At 73.5% G+C, this 23,812-nt stretch carries 17 protein-coding genes; all 17 read left to right on the top strand.

Translation table 11 applies throughout. The annotated features are described in order from the left end of the window. The first annotated feature begins 482 nt into the window (after nucleotides 1-482). A complete protein-coding gene (locus tag FM076_RS29390) occupies nucleotides 483-1,961 on the top strand; it encodes an exopolysaccharide biosynthesis polyprenyl glycosylphosphotransferase (RefSeq protein ID WP_173873882.1) in 1,479 nt (492 codons plus the stop codon). Between the two features lie 73 nt (nucleotides 1,962-2,034). Further along, nucleotides 2,035-3,351 carry a nucleotide sugar dehydrogenase gene (locus tag FM076_RS29385; RefSeq protein WP_173873881.1) on the top strand — a complete coding sequence of 439 codons (1,317 nt, stop codon included), beginning with the start codon at nucleotides 2,035-2,037 and terminating at the stop codon, nucleotides 3,349-3,351. Next, nucleotides 3,332-4,606, top strand: coding sequence for a glycosyltransferase family 4 protein (locus FM076_RS29380; RefSeq protein ID WP_173873880.1), 1,275 nt, complete (start codon nucleotides 3,332-3,334; stop codon nucleotides 4,604-4,606). The genes FM076_RS29385 and FM076_RS29380 overlap by 20 nt, the downstream gene beginning before the upstream one ends. Continuing rightward, nucleotides 4,603-6,000, top strand: a complete 1,398-nt coding sequence (locus tag FM076_RS29375; protein WP_173873879.1) for a Wzz/FepE/Etk N-terminal domain-containing protein — start codon at nucleotides 4,603-4,605, stop codon at nucleotides 5,998-6,000. The genes FM076_RS29380 and FM076_RS29375 overlap by 4 nt, the downstream gene beginning before the upstream one ends. Further along, nucleotides 5,997-7,559 (top strand): Wzz/FepE/Etk N-terminal domain-containing protein, encoded by a 1,563-nt coding sequence (locus tag FM076_RS29370; RefSeq protein WP_173873878.1) that lies wholly within the window; start codon nucleotides 5,997-5,999, stop codon nucleotides 7,557-7,559. Before FM076_RS29375 ends, FM076_RS29370 begins: the two co-directional genes overlap by 4 nt. A 3-nt stretch (nucleotides 7,560-7,562) precedes the next feature. Then, on the top strand, nucleotides 7,563-9,497 hold the full coding sequence (asnB, locus tag FM076_RS29365; RefSeq protein WP_173873877.1) for an asparagine synthase (glutamine-hydrolyzing): 1,935 nt from the start codon (nucleotides 7,563-7,565) through the stop codon (nucleotides 9,495-9,497). A gap of 17 nt (nucleotides 9,498-9,514) precedes the next feature. Further along, nucleotides 9,515-11,713: a Gfo/Idh/MocA family oxidoreductase gene (locus FM076_RS29360; protein WP_173873876.1), complete on the top strand. Its 2,199-nt coding sequence runs from the start codon at nucleotides 9,515-9,517 to the stop codon at nucleotides 11,711-11,713. Then, a complete protein-coding gene (locus tag FM076_RS29355) occupies nucleotides 11,710-13,836 on the top strand; it encodes an alginate lyase family protein (RefSeq protein WP_173873875.1) in 2,127 nt (708 codons plus the stop codon). The genes FM076_RS29360 and FM076_RS29355 overlap by 4 nt, the downstream gene beginning before the upstream one ends. Nucleotides 13,837-13,844: 8 nt before the next feature. Then, nucleotides 13,845-15,377 carry a right-handed parallel beta-helix repeat-containing protein gene (locus FM076_RS29350; protein ID WP_173873874.1) on the top strand — a complete coding sequence of 511 codons (1,533 nt, stop codon included), beginning with the start codon at nucleotides 13,845-13,847 and terminating at the stop codon, nucleotides 15,375-15,377. Nucleotide 15,378: 1 nt separating this feature from the next. Next, nucleotides 15,379-16,677: an O-antigen ligase domain-containing protein gene (locus FM076_RS29345; RefSeq protein ID WP_173873873.1), complete on the top strand. Its 1,299-nt coding sequence runs from the start codon at nucleotides 15,379-15,381 to the stop codon at nucleotides 16,675-16,677. Nucleotides 16,678-16,685: 8 nt separating this feature from the next. Then, on the top strand, nucleotides 16,686-17,894 hold the full coding sequence (locus FM076_RS29340) for a glycosyltransferase (RefSeq protein WP_173875090.1): 1,209 nt from the start codon (nucleotides 16,686-16,688) through the stop codon (nucleotides 17,892-17,894). Beyond that, nucleotides 17,891-19,135, top strand: coding sequence for a class I SAM-dependent methyltransferase (locus FM076_RS29335; RefSeq protein WP_173873872.1), 1,245 nt, complete (start codon nucleotides 17,891-17,893; stop codon nucleotides 19,133-19,135). Before FM076_RS29340 ends, FM076_RS29335 begins: the two co-directional genes overlap by 4 nt. Then, nucleotides 19,132-19,923 carry a glucose-1-phosphate cytidylyltransferase gene (locus FM076_RS29330; RefSeq protein ID WP_173873871.1) on the top strand — a complete coding sequence of 264 codons (792 nt, stop codon included), beginning with the start codon at nucleotides 19,132-19,134 and terminating at the stop codon, nucleotides 19,921-19,923. The genes FM076_RS29335 and FM076_RS29330 overlap by 4 nt, the downstream gene beginning before the upstream one ends. Continuing rightward, nucleotides 19,920-20,567, top strand: a complete 648-nt coding sequence (locus tag FM076_RS29325) for a PIG-L family deacetylase (protein WP_173873870.1) — start codon at nucleotides 19,920-19,922, stop codon at nucleotides 20,565-20,567. The genes FM076_RS29330 and FM076_RS29325 overlap by 4 nt, the downstream gene beginning before the upstream one ends. Nucleotides 20,568-20,571: 4 nt before the next feature. After that, nucleotides 20,572-21,597 (top strand): NAD-dependent epimerase/dehydratase family protein, encoded by a 1,026-nt coding sequence (locus FM076_RS29320; protein WP_173873869.1) that lies wholly within the window; start codon nucleotides 20,572-20,574, stop codon nucleotides 21,595-21,597. After that, nucleotides 21,585-22,874 carry a DUF4910 domain-containing protein gene (locus FM076_RS29315; RefSeq protein WP_173873868.1) on the top strand — a complete coding sequence of 430 codons (1,290 nt, stop codon included), beginning with the start codon at nucleotides 21,585-21,587 and terminating at the stop codon, nucleotides 22,872-22,874. The genes FM076_RS29320 and FM076_RS29315 overlap by 13 nt, the downstream gene beginning before the upstream one ends. Further along, nucleotides 22,871-23,812 (top strand): hypothetical protein (locus FM076_RS29310; RefSeq protein WP_173873867.1); only part of this gene is annotated, 942 nt, incomplete at its 3' end. The genes FM076_RS29315 and FM076_RS29310, both read left to right, overlap by 4 nt.

The raw sequence follows: 23,812 nt of genomic DNA, 5'->3' as shown, positions 1-23,812 counted from the left end.
TCGATGAAACAACTCCCAAAGCTTGGGCACAAATTCCACACATACTCTCTTCATACCGGTCCCGATGGTCTAGATTGACCGTGCTTCAGCCGTTCGGGCCCGAAGCGACCACCATTGATCTTCAGGTCCAGCGCTACGAACAGCCAGCGGTCACACCCCGGTCACCACACGTGGCGTGATCGCTTCTCGGAGCCCGGAGGGGCCTCGGGTGCGGGGAGCACCGGGGTTTCGACGGGTGCGAGCACCTTGGGAGAACCGGCGGGGCATGCGCATGCCCTGCCGCCGGGGTGGGCTGTCCACGTGGCGTCGGCGGATCCGGGATGTCGTGCGCGGGGGGCGTGGGCGTTCCGCCGGGGAGGAACAGCGCGGCGCGGGGGCGGAGGCCCCCCGTGGGGAGGAACGCTGCGGGGGGCGGGGGCCTCCCCGGGGGGAGGAACAGTGCTGGGCGCACATGTCGCACCACTTCCGGTACGGGGGGTGCCGTGCAAAAGGGGGGGTTAGTCAGCCCGTTACCGTCGGCGGACAAACGTCTGGCGGACAGGGCGATGAACCGCACCGCGAACGACTGGGAGCAGCGGTACCGCCGTACCGTGATCACCAGTGACACCCTGGTCACCGCCTTCGTGGTGGCGGCGACAGGCATCTTCTTCGGGGCCCGTGACGCGGCCAACTGGCATGAGAAGTGGGGCATTCTCGCGATCGGCACCGAACTGCTGGTGCTGGGCGCGCTGGCGGTGAGCCGGGCGTGGGTGCCGGCCGTGCTGGGCCAGGGCGCCGAGGAGTTCCGCCGGCTCGGGCGCTCGCTGTTCATGGCGGCCGTGGTGCTGGCGCTCGGCGGGATCGCCCTCACCTCGCGCAACATCAAGCTCTGGATCTTCGTCGCGATCCCCGCGATCGCACTCATCACCATGACCGCGCGCTATCTGCTGCGCCTTCGGCTGCACAGGCAGCGGAAGGAAGGGCGGTGTCTGAGACCGGTGCTCGCCGCCGGGAGCCCGGGCACCGTGCGGGACCTGATCACCCGGGTCCGCAAGTTCCCGCACCTGGGCTGGCGGGTGGAGGCGGTGTGCACGCCGGACGGCCGCGGACTCGACGGCGACCAGCTGGACGGGGTGCCGGTCGTCGGCCGGCTGGCCGACCTGGCCGGGCACGTGCGCCGCGACGGCTACCGCGTCGTCGCGGTCACACCGGACCCGCACTGGTCACCGGAGCAGTTGCAGCGGCTGGCCTGGAATCTGGAGGGCAGCGAGGCGGAGATGGTGGTGGCCCCCGTGCTGATGGAGGTGGCAGGACCGCGGCTGCATGTCGACGCGGTGCTCGGGATACCGCTGCTGCGGGTCAGCATGCCCGCCTTCACCGGGGTCCGCCGGGCGGTCAAGGAGGTGGTCGACCGGTTGGGCGCGGCGATCCTGCTGGTGCTGTTCGCGCCGCTGATGGTGCTGGTCGGGCTGCTCGTGCTGGCCGACAGCCGGGGCGGGGCGTTCTACCGCCAGCGCAGGGTCGGCAAGGGCGGCCGCGAGTTCACCCTCTTCAAGTTCCGCACCATGGTCGCCGGGGCCGACCGGGCGCGCGCCGAACTGGCCGACCGCAACGAGGGCGCAGGTCTGCTGTTCAAGCTCCGCCGGGACCCCAGGGTGACCCGGGTGGGAGCCGTGCTGCGCCGCTATTCGCTCGACGAACTGCCGCAGCTCTTCAACGTACTCACCGGGTCCATGTCGCTGGTGGGTCCGCGGCCTCCGCTGCCGGAGGAGTCCGCCGCCTACGGTCCGGACATCCGGCGGCGCCTGCTGGTCAAGCCAGGGCTCACGGGCCTGTGGCAGATCAGCGGACGCAGCGATCTGCCGTGGGAGGAGGCGGTCCGCCTGGACCTGCGGTACGTGGAGGACTGGTCGCTCGCCCTGGACACGGTGATCTTGTGGAAGACGCTGCGGGCGGTGCTCCAGGGACAGGGGGCCTATTGATGCGCGGAGATCGTCGTCCGGCCGGAGCAGGGGCGGCAGGCCACAAGGGCCTGCCCGGGGGGAGGGACGGGTCATGAGGGTCAGCGTTTTCGGGCTCGGCTACGTGGGCTGTGTGTCGGCCGCGTGCCTGGCCGGCATGGGGCACGAGGTCGTCGGGGTGGACGTGAACCAGGTGAAGGTCGACCTGGTCAACGAGGGCAGGGCCCCGGTGGTGGAGGAGCGGATCGGCGAGCTGATCACCGAGGTGGTGCGGACCGGGGCGTTACGGGCCACCGGTGACGTCCGGGAGGCGCTCGCGGACAGCCAGGTGTCGCTGGTCTGCGTGGGCACGCCGTCGGAGCCCAACGGCAGCCTGTGCACCGCGTATCTGGAGCGGGTCACCGAGCAGATCGGCGCGGCGCTGGCCGAGCGGGGCGGGCGGCACACCGTCGTGTTCCGCAGCACCATGCTGCCGGGCACCTGCCTGAACCTGCTGGTGCCGATCCTGGAGAAGTACGTCGGCGGGACGGCCGGGGTGGACGTCGGGGTCGCGGTCAACCCGGAGTTCCTGCGCGAGGGCACCAGCGTGCGGGACTTCTTCGACCCGCCCAAGACCGTCATCGGGGAGCTGGACGCGGCGAGCGGTGACGCGGTGAGGGCGCTGTACGACGGACTGCCCGGTGAGGTCTTCCGGGTGCCGGTCCCGACGGCCGAGGCGATCAAGTACGCGGACAACGCGTTCCACGGCCTCAAGATCGGCTTCGCGAACGAGCTGGGCGCGGTGTGCCAGGCGCTCGGGGTGGACTCGCACCAGGTGATGGACGTGTTCCTGGCCGACCGCAAGCTGAACATCAGCTCCGCCTATCTGCGGCCCGGCTTCGCCTTCGGCGGCTCGTGCCTGCCCAAGGACCTGCGCAGCCTGGTCCACGCGGCGCAGCGGGCCGATGTCTCGGTGCCCATCCTCGCCCACGTGCTGCCGTCCAACTCCGCGCATCTGCAGCGCGCGGTGGAGCTGGTCGAGCGCACCGGCAAACGCCGGGCGGGCCTGCTGGGGCTGTCCTTCAAACCCGGCACCGACGACCTCCGTGAGAGCCCGCTCGTCGAGCTGGCGGAGAGGCTCTTCGGCAAGGGGTACGACCTGAAGATCTACGACGCGAACGTGAGCCTCTCCCGGCTGCTCGGCGCGAACCGGGAGTACATCGAGACCCGGCTGCCGCACCTGACGCAACTGCTCGCGGACTCCGTGGACGAGGTCCTCGAACACGCCGAGGTGTGCCTGATCGGCACCAGGGATCCCGGCGTGCTCGCGGCGCTGCCCCATGGCGGCGGCCCGGTGCTGATCGACCTCGTCCGCCTTCCCGACGCCGAGGCGCGCCGGGCCGAGCCGGGGTATGTGGGCCTTGCCTGGTGACGCGGCGGGCGGCGGGCGGCCGGGGCGGCGCGCGCTGATCCTGGTGGAGAACCTGTCGGTGCCGTTCGACCGGCGGGTGTGGCAGGAGTGCACGACGCTGCGCGACGCGGGATGGACGGTGCACGTCATCTGCCCCCGCGGGACCAAGCGGGACACGGAGCCGGAGGCGGAGATCGACGGGGTGCGGATCCACCGCTACCCGTTGCGCGCGGCCACCGGAGGGCCGGCCGGCTATCTGCGGGAGTACGGCTCGGCGTTGTGGCACACGGCCCGGCTGGCCCGCAGGGTCGGCCCGGTTGATGTGGTCCACGCCTGCAACCCGCCCGACCTGCTGTTCCTGCCGGCACTGTGGCTCAAGCGGCGCGGCGCGCGGTTCGTCTTCGACCAGCACGACCTGGTGCCCGAGCTGTACCTCTCCCGGTTCGGCCGGGGTGAGGACCTGCTCCACCGTGCCGTGTGCGCGCTGGAGCGGCTGACCTACCGGGCGGCGGACGTCGTGCTCGCCACGAACGAGAGCTACCGGGACGTCGCGACGCGCCGGGGCGGCAAACGCGCCGAGGACGTCTTCGTGGTGCGCAGCGCGCCCGCGATCGAGCGGTTCCAACCGGTGCCGCCGGAGCCGGAGCTGAAGCGGGGCAAGCCCCATCTGCTGTGCTACCTCGGCGTCATGGGCCCGCAGGACGGCGTCGACTACGCCCTGCGCGCCCTCGCGAAGCTGCGTGACGAGGTCGGGCGTACCGACTGGCACGCGGTGTTCGTCGGCTCCGGTGACGCCTTCGACGCGATGGTGGAGCTGTCGCGGCGGCTCGGGCTGCGTGACCAGGTGCGGTTCACCGGGCGCGTACCGGACGCCGACCTGGTGCGCTACCTGTCCACCGCGGACGTGTGCCTCTCCCCCGACCCGCGCAATCCGCTCAACGACGTGTCGACCATGAACAAGGTCCTGGAGTACATGGCGATGGGCCGGCCGATCGTCTCGTTCGACCTGAAGGAGGCGCGGGTCTCCGCCGGTGACGCCGCCGTCTACGCGCCCGCCAACGACGAGGCGCAGTTCGCGAAGCTCATCGCGGTGTTGCTGGACGATCCCGGCAAGCGGGCCCGGATGGGCAGGATCGGCCAGGAGCGGATCGGCGGGCAGCTCTCCTGGCGGAACTCCCAGCGGGCGCTGCTCGCCGCCTACGCCGCCGCCTGCCGCGGCCGCGCGCCCGTGGCGGAGGGCGCCCCGGTCCGGCCGGGGAGGAGGCCCCGCCGTTGAGCGATGACACCATACGCCTGGTCACGATCGGACGGATCCTCCGCCGGCGCTGGCGGCTGCTGGCCGTCCTCACCGTGGTGGGCGCGCTCGTCGGCTACGGCGCCTCGGTGCTGTTCCCGCCTCGCTACACGGCGTCGGCGTCGGTTCTGCTGCCGGGGCAGTGGGAGGAGCGCGAGCTGCTGACCCAGGCGCAGATCGCGACCAGTTCGGCGGTGCTGGACCGCGCCGCCGCCGCACTCGGCCGGCCGGACGTCAGCGGCGGCGAGCTGCGGGACAGGGTGAGCGCCGATGCCTCCGACGGGAACATCATCCGCGTCTCGGGGACGGCGACGACCCCTGAGCGCGCACAGCGGCTGTCCGACCTGGTGGCCCAGCAGTTCGTCGCCTTCGCCACGCGGATCGCGGGCGGCACCACCGACCCCGAAGCCGTCACGGGCCAGGAGACGCTGCGCAAGAAGGTGGCGGAGACCAACCGCCGCATCACCGAACTGGCCGACGCGGCCGATCCGGGGCGGACGGTGGAGAGCGTGCAGGCCCGCACCACGCTGGAGAAGCTGCGCACCTCGCTGGAAGAGTCCATGAAGAAGCTGGACCAGGCCGACCCGGCGGGCGAGAAGGCCGGCCCGGTCGTCATGGGGCCCGCGGCCCGGCCGACCGGGGAGGCGCCGCCGACGCGGGTGCAGCTCGTCCTCTCCGGGGCGCTGCTGTCCTTCCTGCTCGCGGTCGTCGGCCATCTGGTCGCCGCACGGGTGAACCGCCGCCTGCGCGCCGAACCGGAGATCGCCACGGCGCTGGGTTCGGTGGTGCTGGGCACCGTCGACGTGCCCGGCGAACGGCGCGCGCGAGGCCCCGACGGACGCGGCCCGGGGGCCCGGCTGCGCCGGCTGCTGGGTGTCGATGTGCGGTGGGACGTGCCGCCGCCGCCGAGGTCCGGCGACGAGGCCGGCAGGCGGATCCGCTACCGGCGGGTGTGCGCCCGCCTCCGGGACCAGGCGCCGGCCGCCCGGCGGTTGCTCGTCGTCGTACCGGACGGCGACGAGATCGCCCGCCGGGCCGCCGGGCACCTCGCCGCCGAGGCCGGGAGTGCTCCTTCCCCCACCTTGGCGAACGGGGCGTGCCCCGTGCTGCGGGTGGTGGGTGTTCCGGTGCCGCGGCCGGTGGTGCCGGACCGCGGTACCGAGTCCGGTGCCCTGGTCGTCGTCAGCGCGGGCAGGTGGACGGCGGAGGAGCTGGCCGGTGTCGCGGGGGCGTGTGCGGACGGCGGGCACGAGGTCGTCGGCGTGGTCGTCGCCGGCCAGGTCGAGGCCGGTCCGGCGCGGGCCGCCGGCTCGCCCAGGCAGGACGCCGCCCCGGCGCTCGCGGCCGGCGGCCGGGCGACGGGAGGTCCATCGTGACGACGAGCACGACCGCCCAGACGCCGGCCCCCACTCCCCTGCTGGACCTGCGGGCGCTGGTGGTCGCGGTGCGCAGGCGGCGGCGCCTGTGGTGCGCCATGGCGCTGCTGGGGCTGCTGGCCGGGGCGGCGGTGGCGGTCCTGCTGCCGCCCCCGCCGACCGCGGTGACCAAGGTGCTGGTCACACACAAGGAGGACCAGCCCAACGACACCGGAACGCTGATCCGCACCGATGTCGCGCTGCTGGGCACCACGCGCATCGCCGGCAAGGCCCTGCGGTCCCTCGGGTCCACAGAGGAACCCGAGGACTTCATGGCGGACTACCGGGGCACCGGCCTGACCAACAACCTGCTCCAGATCGAGGTGACGGGCGGCAGCGACGCGCAGGCGGTGGCCCGGGCCCGGGCGCTGGCCGACGCGTTCGTCGCGGACCATGTGAGGCGGATGCGGCAGACCGCGAAAGCCGAGGCGAAGGCGCTGCTCGACCAGCGTGACCGGATGCGGGACGAACTCACCGAGGTCAACAAGGCCATCTCGGGCCGCTCGCCCGGACGCGGCCCGGAAGCGTCGGCCGGCGTCGAGTCGCTCTTCGCCCGGCGGGCCGAACTCACCTCGAGGATCGCCGACTTCGACCAGCGCGCAGCGGATGCGCGCACCGGTGCGCCCGAACTCGTCGCCGGGACGCAGATCGTGGACGCGCCCCGCGCGGTGCGGCACTCCCTGGCCAGGACCGCTGTCACCGACGCGGCGATCGGGTGCGTCCTCGGACTCGTGCTCGGGCTCGCGGTGGCCGCGGTCGGCGCGGTGGTGGCGGACCGCCCGGTGCTGCGCCGGGAGGTCGCGGCGGACCTGGGCGCCTCGGTCATCGCGGAACTGCGCCGCGCGCCCCGCCGGACGGCCGGGCCGTGGCGGCACCGGCGGGCCCGGGTGGCGCACGAGCGGCTCACCGCGACCCTGGCCCGCACCGTGCGCGGCTGCGCGGACGGGGTGTCGCTGCTGGAACTGGGCTGTGCGCGCACCACCGGCGTGCTCGCCCTGCGTCTCGCGGAAGCACTGGCACAGGACGGGCCGGTGGTGGTCGTCGACGGGCTGCCCGGCCCGCGTCTCGCCGGCCTGAGCCGGCAGCCGGAGGGCCCGGACGTGGTCGGCGTCGAGCAGGCCGGGACCGTCGCCTCCCCGGTGCGCCGGATCGGCGTCGGCTCGGTCGCGCCCGGCACGGCGTGGACCGACCTGCGGTACCTCGGCAGCAGGACCGTGCTCGTCGTGCGTGCCGGGAGCGGCAGCGCCGCGTGGCTGCACACCGTGGCGCGGCAGCTCGCGGACCAGAACATTGCGGTGCTCGGCGTCGTGCTGGTCGACCCCGATCCACGGGACCGGACCGACGGCACGCTCTGGGACGGCCCGCCCGCCCCGCGCGGCCGGGGCGAGCAGCCGGCCCGGCGGAACGGCCGGGGTACCTCCCACACCGTTCAGGCAGTGGGAGAGGGCCGGCTGCCGGCGGAGCGGCTGCCGATGTGGGCCGTACAACAGGGCCCGGACAACGACCAGGAGGCGCGGTAGGACATGTGTGGCATCGCAGGCGCTTACCGATGGCCGGACGGAGAAGCCGTGGCCGACCGGCTCACCGGTCTCCTGGCCCACCGCGGCCCGGACGGGGCGGGCCGCTACAGCCACCCGGCCGGGGACGGCGAAGTGCACCTCGGGCACCGCAGGCTGGCCGTCATCGACCTGTCCCAGGCCGGCGCCCAGCCGATGGCCTCCGGCGGCCTCTGCCTGACGTACAACGGCGAGCTGTACAACGCGCCCGAGCTGCGTGCCGAACTGGCGGCAGCCGGGGTGCGCTTCCGCGGCACCTCCGACACCGAGGTGCTGCTGGAGTGCTGGCGGCGCTGGGGCACCGACTGCCTGCCCCGGCTGCGCGGCATGTTCGCGTTCGCCGTCTTCGACGAGCGGACCGGCGAGCTGGTGCTGGCCCGCGACCAGCTCGGCATCAAGCCGCTGTTCCTGCTGCGGCGCGGCGAGGGCCTGGTGTTCGCCTCCGAGCTGAAGGCGCTCGCCGCGGTGGCCGGTGGGTCGCTGCGGGTGGACCACGCGGCACTGGTGGCCTCGCTGCTGTACTACTGGGTGCCGGACTCGCGCTGCGCGTTCCGCGAGGCGGAGAAGCTGCCGCCGGGGAGCTGGCTGCGGTGCCGTCCCGACGGCCGGGTGGAGCGCGGCCGGTACTGGAAGCTGAGGGACGTCGCCGCCGAGGGCCGGGAGCGGGCCCGCAGCGGCGAACTCCCCGATCTGGCGGCCCTCATCGAGGAGTCGACCCGGCGGCACCTGCTCTCCGACGTACCGGTGGCGGCCTTCCTCTCGGGCGGCCTGGACTCCAGCTATCTGACCGCGCTGGCGGCCCGCCACCGGCCCGGGATCTCCGCGTACACGATCGGGTTCCGCGCCCAGGACGCCAGGTTCGAGGCGATGCCCGACGACCTGCGCTACGCGCGGCAGGTGGCCGAGCGGTTCGGCGTCGACCTGCACGAGATCGAGATCGCTCCCGACGTGCTGGACCTGCTGCCGCGGATGACGTACCACCTGGACGAGCCGATCGGTGACCCGGCCGCGATCAACACCTTCCTGATCTGCTCGGCGGCGCGGGAGGCCGGGGTCAAGGTGATGCTCTCGGGGATGGGCGCCGACGAGCTGTTCGCCGGGTACCGCAAGCACCTGGCCAATCTGCTCGCGCTGCGCTACCAGCGCGTCCCCGGGCCGCTGCGGCGCGGCCTGTCCCGGGCCGTGGACCGGCTGCCGGTCGCCACCTCCCGGCGCGGGTTCCGGTCGGTGCGCTTCGCGAAGCGGTTCCTCTCCTTCGCGGAGCTGCCGGAGGAGACGGCGTTCCGGCGCAGTTACACCATGTACGACCGGGCGGAGCTGCTCGCCCTGCTCGATCCGGACCTGGCCCCGGCGGTCGAGGACGTGCTGGGCGAGCACGCGGACATCTACCAGGACAACGACCTGGACGACTTCGTCAACCGCATGTGCCTGGGCGACGCCCGGATGTTCCTGCCGGGCCTCAACCTCGCCTATACGGACCGGTCGAGCATGGCCGCGTCGACCGAGGTGCGGGTGCCGTACGTGGACGTCGAGGTGGTGAAGGCGGCGTTCGCCGTGCCCGGCGATCGCAAGATCGTCGGGCGGCAGGGCAAGGCCGTCCTCAAGGAGGCGGCCGCCTCGGTCCTGCCCCGGGAGATCGTCTACCGGCCCAAGGGCCTCTTCAGCGCTCCGCTGCGGGCCTGGATGAGCCGGGACCTGGCACCGCTGGTGCGCGAGGTGGCCGAGGACGGCGAGCTGGTGCGTTCCGGGTTCCTGCGCCGCGACGCGCTGGCGCGGCTCGTGGCCGAGGACGCGGCCGGGCAGCGGGACTACTCCAAGCATCTGTGGCACGTGCTGACCCTCGAGTACTGGTATCGCGGCGCGACCTGCGGGTCCGGCCGGAACTCACCGATCACGGCGTAGAGACAAGAGGACTTCGGGTGAAACAGGTTGTGCAGAACTACAAGAGCGGCGAACTGGCGCTGCTCGACGTGCCGGCGCCCGGGTGCAAGCCCGGCGGCGTACTGGTGCGGAGCACCTACTCGCTGATCTCCACCGGTACCGAGCTGATGAAGGTGTCCGAGGCCGGGATGTCGATGGTGGGCAAGGCCCGCTCCCGTCCCGACCAGGTGGCCAAGGTCATGCGGAGCGTGGCCACCAACGGAGTGCCCGCCACCTACCGCAAGGTGATGGGCAAACTGGACTCCTACACGCCGCTGGGCTACTCGCTGTGCGGGGTGGTCGAGCAGGTCGGCGCCGGGATCGACGACGTGAAGGCGGGCGACCTCGTGGCCTGCGCCGGCAACGAGCACGCCTTGCACGCCGAGCTGAACTGGGTGCCGAAGAACCTCTACGCCCAGGTGCCGGACGGCCTCGCACCGCGGCACGCGGCCTTCGGCACCGTCGGCTCGATCGCGCTGCAGGGCGTCCGGCAGGGCCGGCCGCAGCTCGGTGAGGTGGCGCTGGTCATCGGCCTCGGCCTGATCGGACAGCTGGTGGCGCGGCTCCTCACCGCCTCCGGGGTCCGCGTCGTCGGCGCCGACCCCGACCCGGTGCGCTGCGAGCTGGCCGAGCGCCTGGGCGCCGCCTCCTGCGGCGATCCCGCCTCCGCGGCCGTGGAGACGGCCGTCGCCCGCCTCACCGGCGGCCTGGGCGTGGACCAGGTGTATCTGGCCGCGGGCGGCGACAGCAACCAGCCCGTCGAGCTGGCCGCCCGGCTGAGCCGGGACCGCGGCCGGGTCGTCGACATCGGCAAGTGCCGCCTGGACCTGCCGTGGAACGCCTACTACGAGAAGGAGCTGGACGTCCGGTTCTCCCGCAGTTACGGCCCCGGGCGCTACGACCCGGAGTACGAGCTGGAGGGGCGCGACTACCCGGTCGGCCACGTGCGGTGGACCGAGCGCCGCAATCTCGCCTGCTTCCTCGACCTCCTCGCCCGCGGCAGCGTCGACGTCGAACCGCTGATCTCCCACATCGCGGACTTCGACGACGCCGTCGGGACCTACCAGCGCCTCAAGGACGGCGAGATGAAGGCCGTGGCCGTGCTGTTCCGGTATCCCGCGCCCGGCGGGGAGGCCCCGGGCGCGGAGCCCCCGGTGGTGTCCGTGCCCGCCGTGCGGCGGGGTGGCGGCGGGGTGTCCGTCCCGGCCAGGGCAGCCAGGACGCCGGTGCGGCTCGCGTTCGCCGGCGCGGGGAACTACGCGACATCGATGCTGCTGCCGCACCTGGCACAGCGCGACGGGGTCGAGCTGTCCACGGTCGTCACCACGACGGCGCTCTCGGGAGCCAACGCGCAGCGGAAGTTCGGCTTCTCCCGGGCGACCACCGATCTCGACGCCGTGCTCGGCGACTCGTCCATCGACGCGGTCTTCGTGGTCACCCGGCACAGCTCGCACGCCGAACTGACCCGCAAGGCACTGCTGGCCGGCAAGGCCGTGTTCGTGGAGAAGCCGCTGGCCCTCACCGAGGAGGAGCTGGCCGGCGTCCTCGCGGCGGTGGAGGAGTCCGGCAACGACCGGCTGCAGGTGGGCTTCAACCGGCGGTTCGCGCCGCTGCTGCGGGAAGCCCGGCAGGTCTTCGGCGCCAGGACCGGCCCGGCGAGCCTCCGCTACCTGGTCAACGCGGGCCGCCTCGACCACGGCAGCTGGTACCTGCGCCAGGCCACCGAGGGCTCGCGGTTCGCCGGCGAGGGCGGGCACTTCATCGACACGGCGAGCTGGCTGCTGGGGGCCGACCCGGTCTCGGTGTACGCGGTCGCCCCGTCCGGCAACGAGGACCTCCAGATCGTGCTGCGCTACCCGGACGGCTCCACCGCCACCATCGGCTACGTCACCACCGGCCCGGCCGCCTTCCCCAAGGAGACCCTGGACCTGGTCGCGGACGGCAAGGCGCTGCGGCTCGACGACTTCGTCCGCGCCACTGTCTACGACGGCCGCCGCAAGCGGTGGGTCGGTCCGCGGCTGCCCAAGGCCCGGAACAAGGGGCAGAACGCCGAGCTGGCCGCGTTCGTCAAGGCCGTGCGGAGCGGCGGGCCGATGCCGGTGCCGCTCAGGTCGCTGGCCGCCACCACGGCGGCCACCCTCGCCGTGCCGGCCGGTCTTGCCTGCGGTGCGCCGGTGACACTGGCGGGGGTGCGATGACCGCGGGTCCGACCAGTACGGGCTGGTACCTGCGGCGGCTGTCCCGGATGGAACCGGGGGAGGTCGCGGGCCGGGTGGGCGACGCGGTGCGCAGGCGGCGGTGGCGGTCGGCGCGGCCGCGGTGCCCACGCGTGGCCGGCGCCCGGTTCACCGCCGTCCTGCCCGCCGGGGCGCTGGAGGCGGTGCCGCCGGACGCCGTGAAACGTCTCGTCGCCGAGGCGGACCGGCTGATGGCCGGGCACGCCGTGTACTTCGGGGTGGAGCGCGACGACATGGCCGACCCGGACTGGTCCTACGACCCGAGGACCGGCCGCCGGGCCCCGTGGGGTTACGCCTTCGACGTGCCGTACCGGGACGAGGAGGCGGTCGGAGACATCAAGCAGATCTGGGAGCCCTCCCGGCACCAGCACCTCACCCGGCTCGCCGCGGCCTACGCGGTCACCGGGAACGAGCGGTACGCCGAGCGGGTGGCCGAGCACCTGCGGTCGTGGTGGGCGGCCAACCCACCGCTGCGCGGCGTGCACTGGATCAGCGGCATCGAGCTGGGCATCCGGCTGCTGTCGTGGGTGTGGATCCGCCGGCTGCTGGACGGCTGGCCGGGCGCGGCCGGACTGTTCGAGGACAACCCGGTGGCGCTGCACCAGATATGGCACCACCAGCGCTGGCTGGCCGCCTTCCCCAGCCGGGGCTCGTCGGCGAACAACCATGTCATCGCGGAGGCCGCCGGGCAGTCCGCCGCGGCCTGCGCGTTCGACTGGTTCCCCTCCTCGGCGCGTTGGCGGTCCGCCGCGCTGCGGTCGCTGGAGCGGCAACTGCGCGCCAACACCTTCCCCTCGGGCCTCAACCGGGAGATGGCCACCGAATACCACGGGCTCGTCCTGGAGCTGGGCCTGGCCGCGGTCGCCGAGGCGGACGCCGCCGGTGTGCCGGTCCCCGCGACGGTCCGCCTCGTACTGCTGCGCATGACCGACGCGCTCGCGGCCGTCGTGGACAGCCGGCTGCGACCACCGCGCCAGGGGGACGCGGACGACGGGTACGGTCTGGTCCTGGACGGCGCGGGCACCGACCGCTGGGCCTCGCTGCTTTCCACGGGGGACGCCGTGTTCGGCCGGCTCGCCTGGTGGCCGGCCGTGACCGCCACGGATGTGCGCACCCCGCTGCTGGCCGCACTCGTCCGGCCGTACGCGAGGCGGGGACCGGGCCCGGAGCACGGCCCGGACCCGGACCAAGGACCGGGCCCGGAGCAGGGACGACCCGCCCCCGCGCAGGGAGCGCGCTCGGAGCGAGGGCCCGACTCCGTGAGGGGAACCGGCGCCAGGAGCGGAACCGCACCGGCCGTGGCCCGCCCGGCACGGCGGCCGGACCACTTCGCGGACGCGGGCATGACCATCCTGCGCGGTCCGGAGGGCATCTGGTGCCGCTGCGACGGGGGTCCGCACGGCTTCGGGTCCATCGCCGCGCACGCCCACGCGGACGCGCTGTCCGTGGAGGTCCGGCACGACGGCGTCGACGTCCTCGCGGATCCGGGGACCTACTGCTACCACGGGCAGCGCGAGTGGCGGCGGTACTTCCGCTCGACCCTCGGCCACAACACCCTGCAGCTCGACGACCGCGACCAGTCCCTCTCCGGCGGCCCGTTCCTGTGGACACGGCACGCCCGCACCCGGGTGCTGCTCGCGGACGTCCCCGACGAGGGCACGGCCCGCTGGTGCGCCGAGCACGACGGCTACCAGGGCACCGTGCACCGCCGCCGGGTGGAGCTGACCGCCGGGCGCCGGGAGCTGCGCGTGGTGGACGAGGTGCGCGGCCCGCGCCGGGCCGCGCGGCTGGCGTTCCACCTCGGGCCGGCGATCACGGCGGACCTGGTGGAGCACCGGGCGCGGCTCACCTGGACCCGGGACGGCGAGGAGCGGTCCGCCGTCCTCGACCTGCCCGGACGGTTGCGCTGGCGGGCGCATCGCGGCGAGACCGCCCCTTCCCCGCACCCTTCGAGCGGGGGATACCCCGTGCTGGGCTGGTACTCCCCCGGCTTCGGACGCAAGGAGCCCAGCACCACGCTGGTCGGCACCGGATTCGCCGGCGGCGCGGAGGGGTTCACCACCGTACTCAGGTTCCACGGCTAGGGGGGCGCGTGGGGATCAGGAGGCGGAACCGGGCGTTAGCGGTGGTGGCGTTGGCGCTGGCCCTGCTGGGGGTGGCCGGCTGTGTGGGCACGCCGGGCGCCCCGGGGGAACCGAGCGCGGCGCCCTCCCCGACCGCGGCCCGGTCCGTGGCCCGGGTGTGCGCCCAGCCGGCGGCGGGACCCGTGAAGGCGCCGGCGGGCGCGGTGACGGTCGATCCCGCGGTGGTCGGTGACCTGGCCGCGAAGACCCGGAGCAGCCCCGCGCACACCACGTTCTGGCTCCGGCCGGGCAGGCACCGGCTGAAGGCGGACCGCTACTCCCAGGTCGTGCCCAAGAAGGGGAACCGCTACCTCGGCGCGCCGGGCGCGGTGCTCGACGGCCGGCGGACCAACCAGTACGCGTTCGGCGGCGGTGCCCGCGACGTCACCATCCGCCATCTGACCGTGCAGAGGTTCGTCGCGCCGCACAACGAGGGCGTGGTCAACCACGACTCGGCCGACGGGTGGCTGGTCGAGCACGCGACGATCCAGCACAACTCGGGCGCCGGGCTGATGGCCGGCTCGCGCCAGCGGGTCCGCGCCAGCTGCCTGCGCGGCAACGGGCAGTACGGCATGAACGCCTACAAGGACGGCGGCCCCCTCCGCGACCTGGTGGTCGAGGGCAACGAGATCGCGGGCAACAACACCGGCGACTGGGAGCGGCGGCGGAAGGGCTGCGGCTGCACCGCAGGCGTGAAGTTCTGGGCCGTCGACGGCGCCGACGTACGCGGCAACTGGGTGCACGACAACCGCGGGGCCGGGTTGTGGGCGGACACCAACAACAACGACTTCCGCATCGAGGAGAACGTGCTCGACGCCAACGACGGCGCCGCGCTGATCTATGAGACGAGCTACAACGCGGTCATCCGCAAGAACACGATCCGGCGGAACAACCGGGTCGAGGGCCGCCGGTACGCCGACCGGGGCGACAGCTTCCCGTTCGCGACGCTCTACCTGTCCGAGTCCGGCGGCGAACCACGGGTGAGAGCCCGCACGGACAAGATCGAGGTCTACCGGAACGTGCTGGAGAACAACTGGTCCGGGATCACCCTGTGGGAGAACGCCGACCGGTTCTGCAACAGCCCGGCCAACACCTCCTTGGGCGACTGCACACTGCTGGTGCGGGACGCCGGCCGCTGCGCGCGGCCGGCGATCGCCACGGCGCCGCTCTACTCCGACTGCCGGTGGAAGACCCAGCGGGTGGACATCCACGACAACCGCTTCGTCCTGGACAAGTCCGCCGTCAAGTGCACGGTCAAGTGCGGCCGCATGGCGGTGCTGGCCAACTACGGCACCTATCCGGACTGGTCGCCGTACCAGGGCGAGCGGGTGGCCGAGGCGATCACCCACGACCAGCGCAACCGCTGGCACGACAACGTCTACCTCGGGCCGTGGGAGTTCGTCGCCCACGACCCGAGCCGGGTGCTCGACTTCGGGCAGTGGCGCGGCACGCCCTACCAGCAGGACGCGGACAGCACCCTCGACCCGCGGGCCGGTGGTTGAGATGAGCGAGGAGCTGCGGCGCGGCGGGGTGCCGGGCGGAGCGGAGACGGCGGGCACGCCACCCGGAACCGAACCGCAGCCCGCCGCCACGCCGAGGGCGGTCGGGATCGTGTGGGGGCTGCTGGTCCTCAACACGCTCGGTTCCGCGGGGGCGAAGACCCTCGTCCCGCTCCCCCGCTCCCTCATCCAGATGGTCACCATGGGCGCGCTGGCCGGCGCGTTCGCGCTGGCGCTGGTGCTCAATCTCCGGCTGCGCGTCCGGGCCGGCGCCCTCGTCTTCCTGCTCACCCTGCTGCTGGTGCCGAGCGTCCTGTCCAGCCTGCACCTGGAGTCCGGGTTCGGCGCCCTGTTCCGCTGCGTCCGGCTGGCTCTGTTCGTCGGCACGCTGTGGCTGCTCACCCGCTGGTGGGACGGCGGCCTGACCTTCGTGAGGCACCACGTCCGGACGTACTTCGCGGTGCTGGGGTCGGTCGCCGCAGGCGCGGTCGTCTCCCCGGGCACGGCCATGCCCGAGCTGTACGGCGGGCGGCTGGTCGGCGCGCTGTGGCCGCTCACCCCGCCGCAGATCGGACAGTACGCCGCGGTGATCAGCGGGCTCACCGTGCTCCTCGTCCTGGGCCGCCGGACCGACAAGGCCGGTGCGGCCGTCGTCCTCGTCCCCTCGCTCGTCCTGCTCGCGCTGACCCACACCCGGACGGCCACGCTCGGCCTGCTCATCGGGCTGACGCCGGCGATCGGCTCGCTCGTGCTCACCAGTGCCGCCGCGCGCCGCTTCTTCGCCTGGGCCGCGCTGGTCGCCGCGGTCGCCGCCGTGGGGTTCGCCTCCGCGCTGCGGGCCTGGTTCCTGCGCGGACAGAGCCAGGAGCACCTCACCAGCCTCACCGGCCGGGCCAAGGTCTGGGACGCCCTGCTGGCGGCCCCCCGGACGACCTCGGAGAAGGTGTTCGGGGTGGGCCTGGGCGACAAGTCCTTCGGCGGGCTGCCGATCGACAACAGCTGGCTGGCCGTCTACCACGAGCAGGGCTGGAGCGGTGTCGCCCTCGTCGCGGCGGTCTTCCTCGTGCTCGGTGGCGTGGCGCTGCTGCGGCCGCCGTCGCTGCCGAGGGCCTGCGCGATCTTCCTGATCAGCTACTGCGCGATCGCGTCGTACACCGAGGCCGGGCTCGGCGACGCCTCGCCGTATCTGCTGCACCTGGCCGTGGCCGCCTCGCTGCTGGCCGCCCCCGCCACCGCCACGCCCCTTCCGGCGTCCGCGGTCCCCCGACGACAGCTTCCACGACGGACTCAGGAGCGGAGGTGACCTCACGCATGCGTGTCCTGGTGGTGCACAACCGCTACGCCTCGGCGCAGCCGAGCGGGGAGAACAAGGTCGTCGACCAGGAGGTGGGGCTGCTGCGCGCGGCCGGGCACCGGGTCGAGGTCTTCGAGCGGCGCAGCGACGACATCGCCGGCATGTCCCCGCTGGGCAAGGCCGCGGTGCCGCTGCTGGTGCCGTGGAACCCGGCGGTCCGCTCACAGCTGGCGGCCCGGCTGCGCACCTCGCGCCCCGACGTGGTGCACCTCCACAACGTCTTCCCGCTGCTGTCGCCCGCCGTGCTGGCCGCCTGCGCCGACGCGGGCGTGCCCGCCGTCGCCACGCTGCACAACTACACCCAGGTCTGCCCGCCCGGCACCCTCCAGCGGGACGGCCGGCCGTGCACCGAGTGCGTCGGGACGGCGCCGCTGCCCGCCGTCCGGCACGGCTGCTACCGCGGCTCCCGGCTGGCGACGGTGCCCCTCGCGGTGAGTCTGTCGGCCAACCGGCGGCGGTGGTGGTCCGGCGTGGAGCGGTTCTTCTGCATCTCCGCGGCGCAGCGCGACGTGCTGGTGGGGGCCGGAATGCCCGCCGAGCGGCTGGTGGTGAAGCACAACTTCGTGCCCGACCCGGACGCCCGCCGGTCGGGCCCCGGCACGCACCTGCTCTTCCTCGGCCGGCTCGCCGAGGCCAAGGGCGTGCGGCTGCTGATGGCCGCGTGGGACGAGGTCGCGGCGAGCGGCGGTGTGGGCGTGCCGCTCGTCATCGCGGGAGCGGGGCCGCTGGAGTCCGAGGTGGCCGCGTGGGCGGCGGGCCGCGAGGACGTGCGCTACGCCGGACTGTACGGAGGGGCGGAGTGCCGGCAGGCCCTCGCGCGGTCGGTCGCCGTGGTGGCTCCCTCGACATGGCTGGAGGCGTTCGGGCTGGTGGTCGTGGAGGCGATGGCGGCGGGGGTCCCGGCTGTCGCCGCGGGGCACGGCGCCTTCGCCGAACTCGTCGAGGACGGAGTGACCGGGCTGCTGCACCGGCCGGGCGAGGCCGCCTCGCTCGCGGCGTGCCTGCGGCGGATCACCGCCCGGCCCGACCGCAACCGGGAGATGGGCCGGGCGGCCCGGCGCCGTTACGAGCAGGGCTTCAGTCCGGCCGTCGGGCTGGAGCGCCTGGTGGAGGGGTACCGCTCCGCGCTCGCGGGGCGGACGGAATCTTTGGGGGGCACTACATGACACAATGCCGGCTCTGCGGCTCGGAGGCGATGGCGAGCGTCGTCGATCTCGGGGCGACGCCGCCGTGTGAGAGCTTTCTGTCCGCGGACCAACTGGACCAGCCGGAACCGGCGTACCCGCTGCACCTGCGGGTCTGCACCGACTGCTGGCTCGCGCAGCTCCCTGTGCTGATCACGCCGGAGGAGACGTTCGAGGAGTACGCGTATTTCTCCTCGTACTCGACCTCCTGGGTGGAGCACGCGCGGACCTTCGTCGGCGACGCCGTCCGGCAGTTGGGCCTCGGCCCCGCGGAGAGGGAAGCCTTCGTGGTCGAGGTGGCGAGCAACGACGGCTATCTGCTGCGGCACCTGGTGGACCGGGGGATCCGCTGCCTCGGCATCGAGCCGTCGGTGAACGTCGGGGCCGCGGCGCGGGAGGCGGGCGTGCCCACGCTCACTCAGTTCCTGACCCCGGCGACCGGCACGGCCGTCCGCGAGGAGCACGGCCCGGCCGACCTGGTCGTGGCCAACAACGTGTACGCGCACATCCCCGACGTGGTCGGGTTCACCCGGGGGCTGCGTGCCCTGGTCGCCGACGACGGCTGGGTCTCCATCGAGGTGCAGCACCTGCTGACCCTGATCGAGCAGAACCAGTACGACACGATCTACCACGAGCACTTCCAGTACTACACGGTCGCCTCCGCGATCCGGGCCCTCGCCAGCGGCGGGCTCGCGCTCGTGGACGTCGAGCCGCTGCCCACGCACGGCGGCTCGATCCGGCTGTGGGCCCGCCCTGCCGAGGCGGCCGGCGAGGCGTCCCGCCGGGTGGCCGAGGTGCTCGACCGGGAGAAGGCCGCCGGGCTGCGGGAGCTGTCCGGGTACACCGAGTTCTCCGCCCGGGTGGCCAAGGTGCGCCGGGACCTGCTGCGGTTCCTCATCGAGGCGGCCGAGCGCGGCGAGACGGTCGTGGGCTACGGCGCCCCGGGCAAGGGCAACACCCTGCTCAACCACTGCGGCATCCGGCCCGACCTGCTCCCCTACACGGTCGACCGCAACCCCTACAAGCACGGCAGGTTCACCCCGGGCACCCGCGTCCCGGTCCTGCCGCCCGAGCGGATAGCCGCCGACAGACCGGACTACGTCCTGGTCCTCCCCTGGAACCTGCGGGCCGAACTGGTCGAGCAGCTCTCCTTCGTGCACGCCTGGGGCGGCCGGCTGGTCTTTCCCATCCCGGAACTGAGCATTGTCGAGGTCAAGCCATGAAGGTCGTACTGTTCTGCGGCGGTTACGGGCTGCGGATGCGCAGCGGGGCGTCCGACGACCTCCCCAAGCCGATGGCGATGGTCGGCCCGCGTCCGCTGATCTGGCACGTCATGCGCTACTACGCGCACTTCGGGCACACGGAGTTCATCCTGTGCCTGGGGTACGGGGCGCACCACATCAAGGACTTCTTCCTCACCTACGAGGAGACGGCGTCCAACGACTTCGTACTGCGAGGCGGGCGGACCGAGCTGCTGTCCACCGACATCGCCGGCTGGACGATCACGTTCGTGCAGACCGGCATCGAGTCACCGATCGGAGAGCGGCTGCGCCGGGTGCGGCAGCACCTGAACGGCGACGAGATGTTCCTCGCCAACTACGCCGACGTGCTCACCGACGCGCCGCTGCCGCAGATGATCGACCAGTTCGCCCGGCGGGACGCGGGCGCGTCGATGATGGTGGTGCCGCCGCAGTCCTCCTTCCACTGCGTGGACCTGGCCGAGGACGGCCTGGTGGGCGGCATCACCGCGGTCAGCGAGCTGCCGCTGTGGGAGAACGGCGGCTACTTCGTGCTCCGCCAGGAGGTCTTCGACCACATCCCGGAGAACGGGGACCTGGTGGGCGACGGGTGCGCCCAGCTGGCCAAGCGCGGCCGGCTGGTGGCGCACCGGCACCGCGGCTTCTGGAAGCCGACCGACACCGTGAAGGAGCGGGCCGCGCTGGATGCCGCCTACGCCCGGGGCGACCGCCCGTGGGCCGTGTGGGAGGACAGCGCCGGGGTGGGCGCGTGATCCGGCTCGGGGCCGGGCGCCCGGACCGGATCGTCGCGGTGGGCGCGCACTGCGACGACCTCGCCATCGGCGCCGGCGGCACCCTGCTGACGCTCTGCCGCGCACGGCCGGGTATCCGTGTCGACGCGCTGGTGCTCTCCGGCGCCGGCAGCGAGCGGGAGCGGGAGGAGCGGGCCGCGCTCGCCGCTTTCTGTCCGGGCGCCGACCTGCGGCTGACCGTGCGCGAACTGCCGGACGGCCGGCTGCCCGCGCGCTGGGAAGAGGCCAAGGCCGCGGTCGAGGAACTGCGTGCGCACACCGACCCGGAGCTGGTCCTGGCCCCGCGCACCGAGGACGCGCACCAGGACCACCGCGGCCTGGCGCGGCTGATACCCACCGCCTTCCGCGACCACCTGGTCCTCGGCTACGAGATCGTCAAATGGGACGGCGACCTCGGCCGTATGGCGGCCTACCAGCCGCTCACGCCGCAGACCGCCGAAGAGAAGGTGCGGCTGCTGCGGGAGCACTACCCCTCGCAGCGGCACCGGCCCTGGTACGACCGTGAGGCCTTTCTCGGCCTCGCGCGGATCCGCGGCATCGAATGCCACGAGGGCTACGCCGAGGCGTTCGCCGTCACCAAACTCACGCTCAACCTGGGGGGTTGACACCTTGCGCGTACTGCTCACCGGTCACCAGGGATACCTGGGCACCGTCATGGCCCCGGTCCTCGCCGCCGCCGGGCACGAGGTCGTCGGCCTCGACGCCGGCCTGTTCGCCGGCTGCGTCCTCGGCCCGGCACCCGCCGACCCGCCGGGGCACCAGGTGGATCTGCGCGATGTCACCGCCGACCACGTGGCCGGGGTGGACGCCGTGATCCACCTGGCCGCGCTCTCCAACGACCCGCTGGGAGCGCTGGCCCCGGACCTCACCTACGAGATCAACCACCACGCGTCCGTACGGCTGGCCCGGCTGGCCCGCGACGCCGGGGTGCGGCGCTTCCTGTACGCGTCGACCTGCTCGGTCTACGGTGCCGCCGGCGGTGACGATCTGGTGGGCGAGGACGCGCCGCTGCGCCCCGTGACGCCGTACGCGGAGTCCAAGGTGCGGGTGGAGGACGACCTGCACGCGCTGGCCGACGGCGACTTCAGCCCGGTCTTCCTGCGGAACGCCACCGCCTTCGGCCACTCGCCCCGGCTGCGCGCCGACATCGTGCTGAACAATCTGGTGGGCCACGCGCTGCTGTCCGGCGAGGTGCGGGTGCTCTCCGACGGCACCCCCTGGCGCCCGCTGGTGCACGCCGCCGACATCGCGCGGGCCTTCACGGCCGCGCTGGCCGCCCCGCGCGAGGCGGTGCACGCCCGCGCCTTCAACATCGGCAGCGAGACCAACAACGTCACGGTCGCCGAGATCGCCGGGCAGGTCGCGGAGGCGGTGCCCGGATCCCGGGTGGTGATCACCGGGGAGACGGGTGCCGACCCGCGCTCCTACCGGGTGGACTTCTCCCGGTTCCGCGCCGCGATACCCGGTTTCGACTGCGCGTGGACGGTGAAGCAGGGCGCGCTCGAACTCGCCGACGCCTACCGGACACACGGGCTGACCCGGGAGGACTTCGAGCAGCGCTTCACCCGGCTGGCCGTGCTGCGCGCGGCGTCCGAGACCGGTGCCGTGGACGACACCCTGCGGTGGCGCCGGTGACCGGGGCCGGCGAGCAGATGTACGCGCTGGTGGAGCGGCTCTACCCGCTGTGCCGGAGCATCACCGGAGACGGTGTGCGCGCCACCTTGCGGATCGTCGACGAGTACCTTCCGCTGCAGGTGCACGAGGTGCCGACCGGGACGCGGGTGCTCGACTGGACGGTGCCGCAGGAGTGGAACATCCGGGACGCGTACATCGCCGACCCCGCCGGCAACCGCGTCGTCGACTTCGCGGAGTCCAGCCTGCACGTGCTCGGCTACAGCGTGCCGGTGTCGGCCACCATGCCCCTGTCCGAGCTGCGTGCGCACCTGCACACCCTGCCGGACCACCCGTCCTGGGTGCCGTACCGCACCAGCTACTACAAGCGGGACTGGGGGTTCTGCCTGGCCCAGGAAACCCTGGACGCGCTGCCCGACGGCGAGTACGAGGTGCGCATCGACTCCACCCTCGCGGACGGCCACCTCACCTACGCCGAGCACGTGGTCCCCGGGCAGGTCCCCGACGAGGTGCTCGTCTCCTGCCACGTCTGCCACCCGTCGCTGGCCAACGACAACCTGGCCGGCATCGCGGTGGCGACGTTCCTGGCCCAGGCGCTGGCGGAGCAGACGCCGTACTACACCTACCGGTTCCTCTTCGCGCCCGGCACCATCGGGGCGATCACCTGGCTGGCCCGCAACAAGGAACGGGTGCGTGGGGGAAGGGTCAAGCACGGGCTGGTGCTGGCCTGCGCCGGCGACCCGGGCAGCCTGACGTACAAGCAGAGCAGGCGCGGCGACGCGGAGATCGACCGGGTGCTGCGCTACGTGCTGGCCGCCTCCGGACGCCCGCACCGCATCACAAAGTTCACTCCGTACGGCTACGACGAGCGGCAGTTCTGCTCGCCCGGGTTCGATCTGGGCGTGGGCTCGCTCACCCGGACCCCGTACGCCGGCTACCCGGAGTACCACACCTCGGCGGACAGCCTGGACTTCGTCTCCCCGGAGGCGATGGCGGACACGCTCGCCGTCTGCCGCGAGGCGTTCGCCGTTCTCGACCGCGACCGGCGCTGCCTCAACCTCAGTCCCTACGGCGAGCCGCAGCTGGGCCGGCGCGGGCTGTACGACGCACTCGGCGGGCGCAGCGACACCCAGCAGGCCCAAATGGCCATGCTCTGGGTGCTCAATCTCTCCGACGGCGAGCACAGCCTGCTGGACATCGCGGAGCGGTCCGGGCTGCCGTTCGACACCGTCGCCGTCGCGGCCGACGCCCTGCGCGGCGCCGGGCTCATCAAGGAATGACGCGGATGGCCACCGGAGGCGGGAAGACGACGGCGGCGGCGGCCGGGGCCGCGCCCGCCCGGACGGCCGCCAGGCGGGCCGTCGTCGGCCGGCTGTCGTGGGGGCTGGCCGACCAGGCGGCCTCCAGCATGACCAACTTCGCGGTGGGCATCTACGTGGCACGCTCGCTCGGGCTGGCCGCGTTCGGCGCGTTCAGCCTGGCCTGGGTGACCTACGGCGTGGTGCTCAACGTCTCCCGCGGACTGGCCACGGACCCGCTCATGGTGCGCTTCAGCGGCGTGCCGGACGCGTCCTGGCGCACGGCGGCGGCCCGTGCGTCGGGCACCGCGCTCGGCGTCGGGACGGCGCTCGGCGCGGGGTGCCTGGTGGCCGGGACGGCTCTCGGCGGGCGGGTGGGGACCGCGTTCGCCTGCCTCGGTCTCGTCCTTCCGGGGCTGCTGCTCCAGGACGCCTGGCGGTTCGCGTTCTTCGCCGCGGGCACCGGGCGGAAGGCGTTCGCCAACGACCTGGTGTGGGGCGTCGCGCTCGTCCCGGCCATGGTGGTGGCGGCCCGCGTGGGCAGCGTCGCCGCGTTCGTACTCGCCTGGGGCGCGTCCGCCGCGCTGGCCGCGGGGTTCGGCTGCCTCCAGTCGGGCGTGCGGCCCGGGGTGCTCGGGGTGCGCGCGTGGCTTCGCGAGCACCGCGACCTCGGCGCCCGGTACCTGGTCGAGAACGTCAGCAACAGCGGCGCGAGCCAGCTGAGGGCGTACGGGCTCGGCGCGCTCGTCGGCGTCGGCGCGGTCGGGGTGATCCGGGGCGCCGAACTCCTGCTCGGTCCTTTCCTCGCCCTGCTGATGGGGCTGTCGCTGGTCACCGTGGCGGAGGCGGCACGGGTGCTGCGGCGGACCCCGCACCGGCTGGGCGCGTTCTGCCTCCTGCTGGGCGGCGGACAGGCCGCC

This window comes from Streptomyces albus subsp. chlorinus, from assembly GCF_013302895.1.
GTDB classification, from domain to species: Bacteria; Actinomycetota; Actinomycetes; order Streptomycetales; family Streptomycetaceae; genus Streptomyces; species Streptomyces chlorinus.
The sequence above is the reverse complement of the archived record's forward strand: the minus strand, read 5'-3'. Positions and strand labels throughout refer to the sequence as shown.

Bases quoted from the DNA above. Each gene is read 5' to 3' on its own strand.
- FM076_RS29385 (WP_173873881.1), top strand. From the start codon at position 2,035: ATGAGGGTCAGCGTTTTCGGGCTCGGCTACGTGGGCTGTGTGTCGGCC.
- FM076_RS29380 (WP_173873880.1), top strand. From the start codon at position 3,332: ATGTGGGCCTTGCCTGGTGACGCGGCGGGCGGCGGGCGGCCGGGGCGG.
- asnB (WP_173873877.1), top strand. From the start codon at position 7,563: ATGTGTGGCATCGCAGGCGCTTACCGATGGCCGGACGGAGAAGCCGTG.
- FM076_RS29355 (WP_173873875.1), top strand. From the start codon at position 11,710: ATGACCGCGGGTCCGACCAGTACGGGCTGGTACCTGCGGCGGCTGTCC.
- FM076_RS29345 (WP_173873873.1), top strand. From the start codon at position 15,379: ATGAGCGAGGAGCTGCGGCGCGGCGGGGTGCCGGGCGGAGCGGAGACG.
- FM076_RS29340 (WP_173875090.1), top strand. From the start codon at position 16,686: ATGCGTGTCCTGGTGGTGCACAACCGCTACGCCTCGGCGCAGCCGAGC.
- FM076_RS29335 (WP_173873872.1), top strand. From the start codon at position 17,891: ATGACACAATGCCGGCTCTGCGGCTCGGAGGCGATGGCGAGCGTCGTC.
- FM076_RS29330 (WP_173873871.1), top strand. From the start codon at position 19,132: ATGAAGGTCGTACTGTTCTGCGGCGGTTACGGGCTGCGGATGCGCAGC.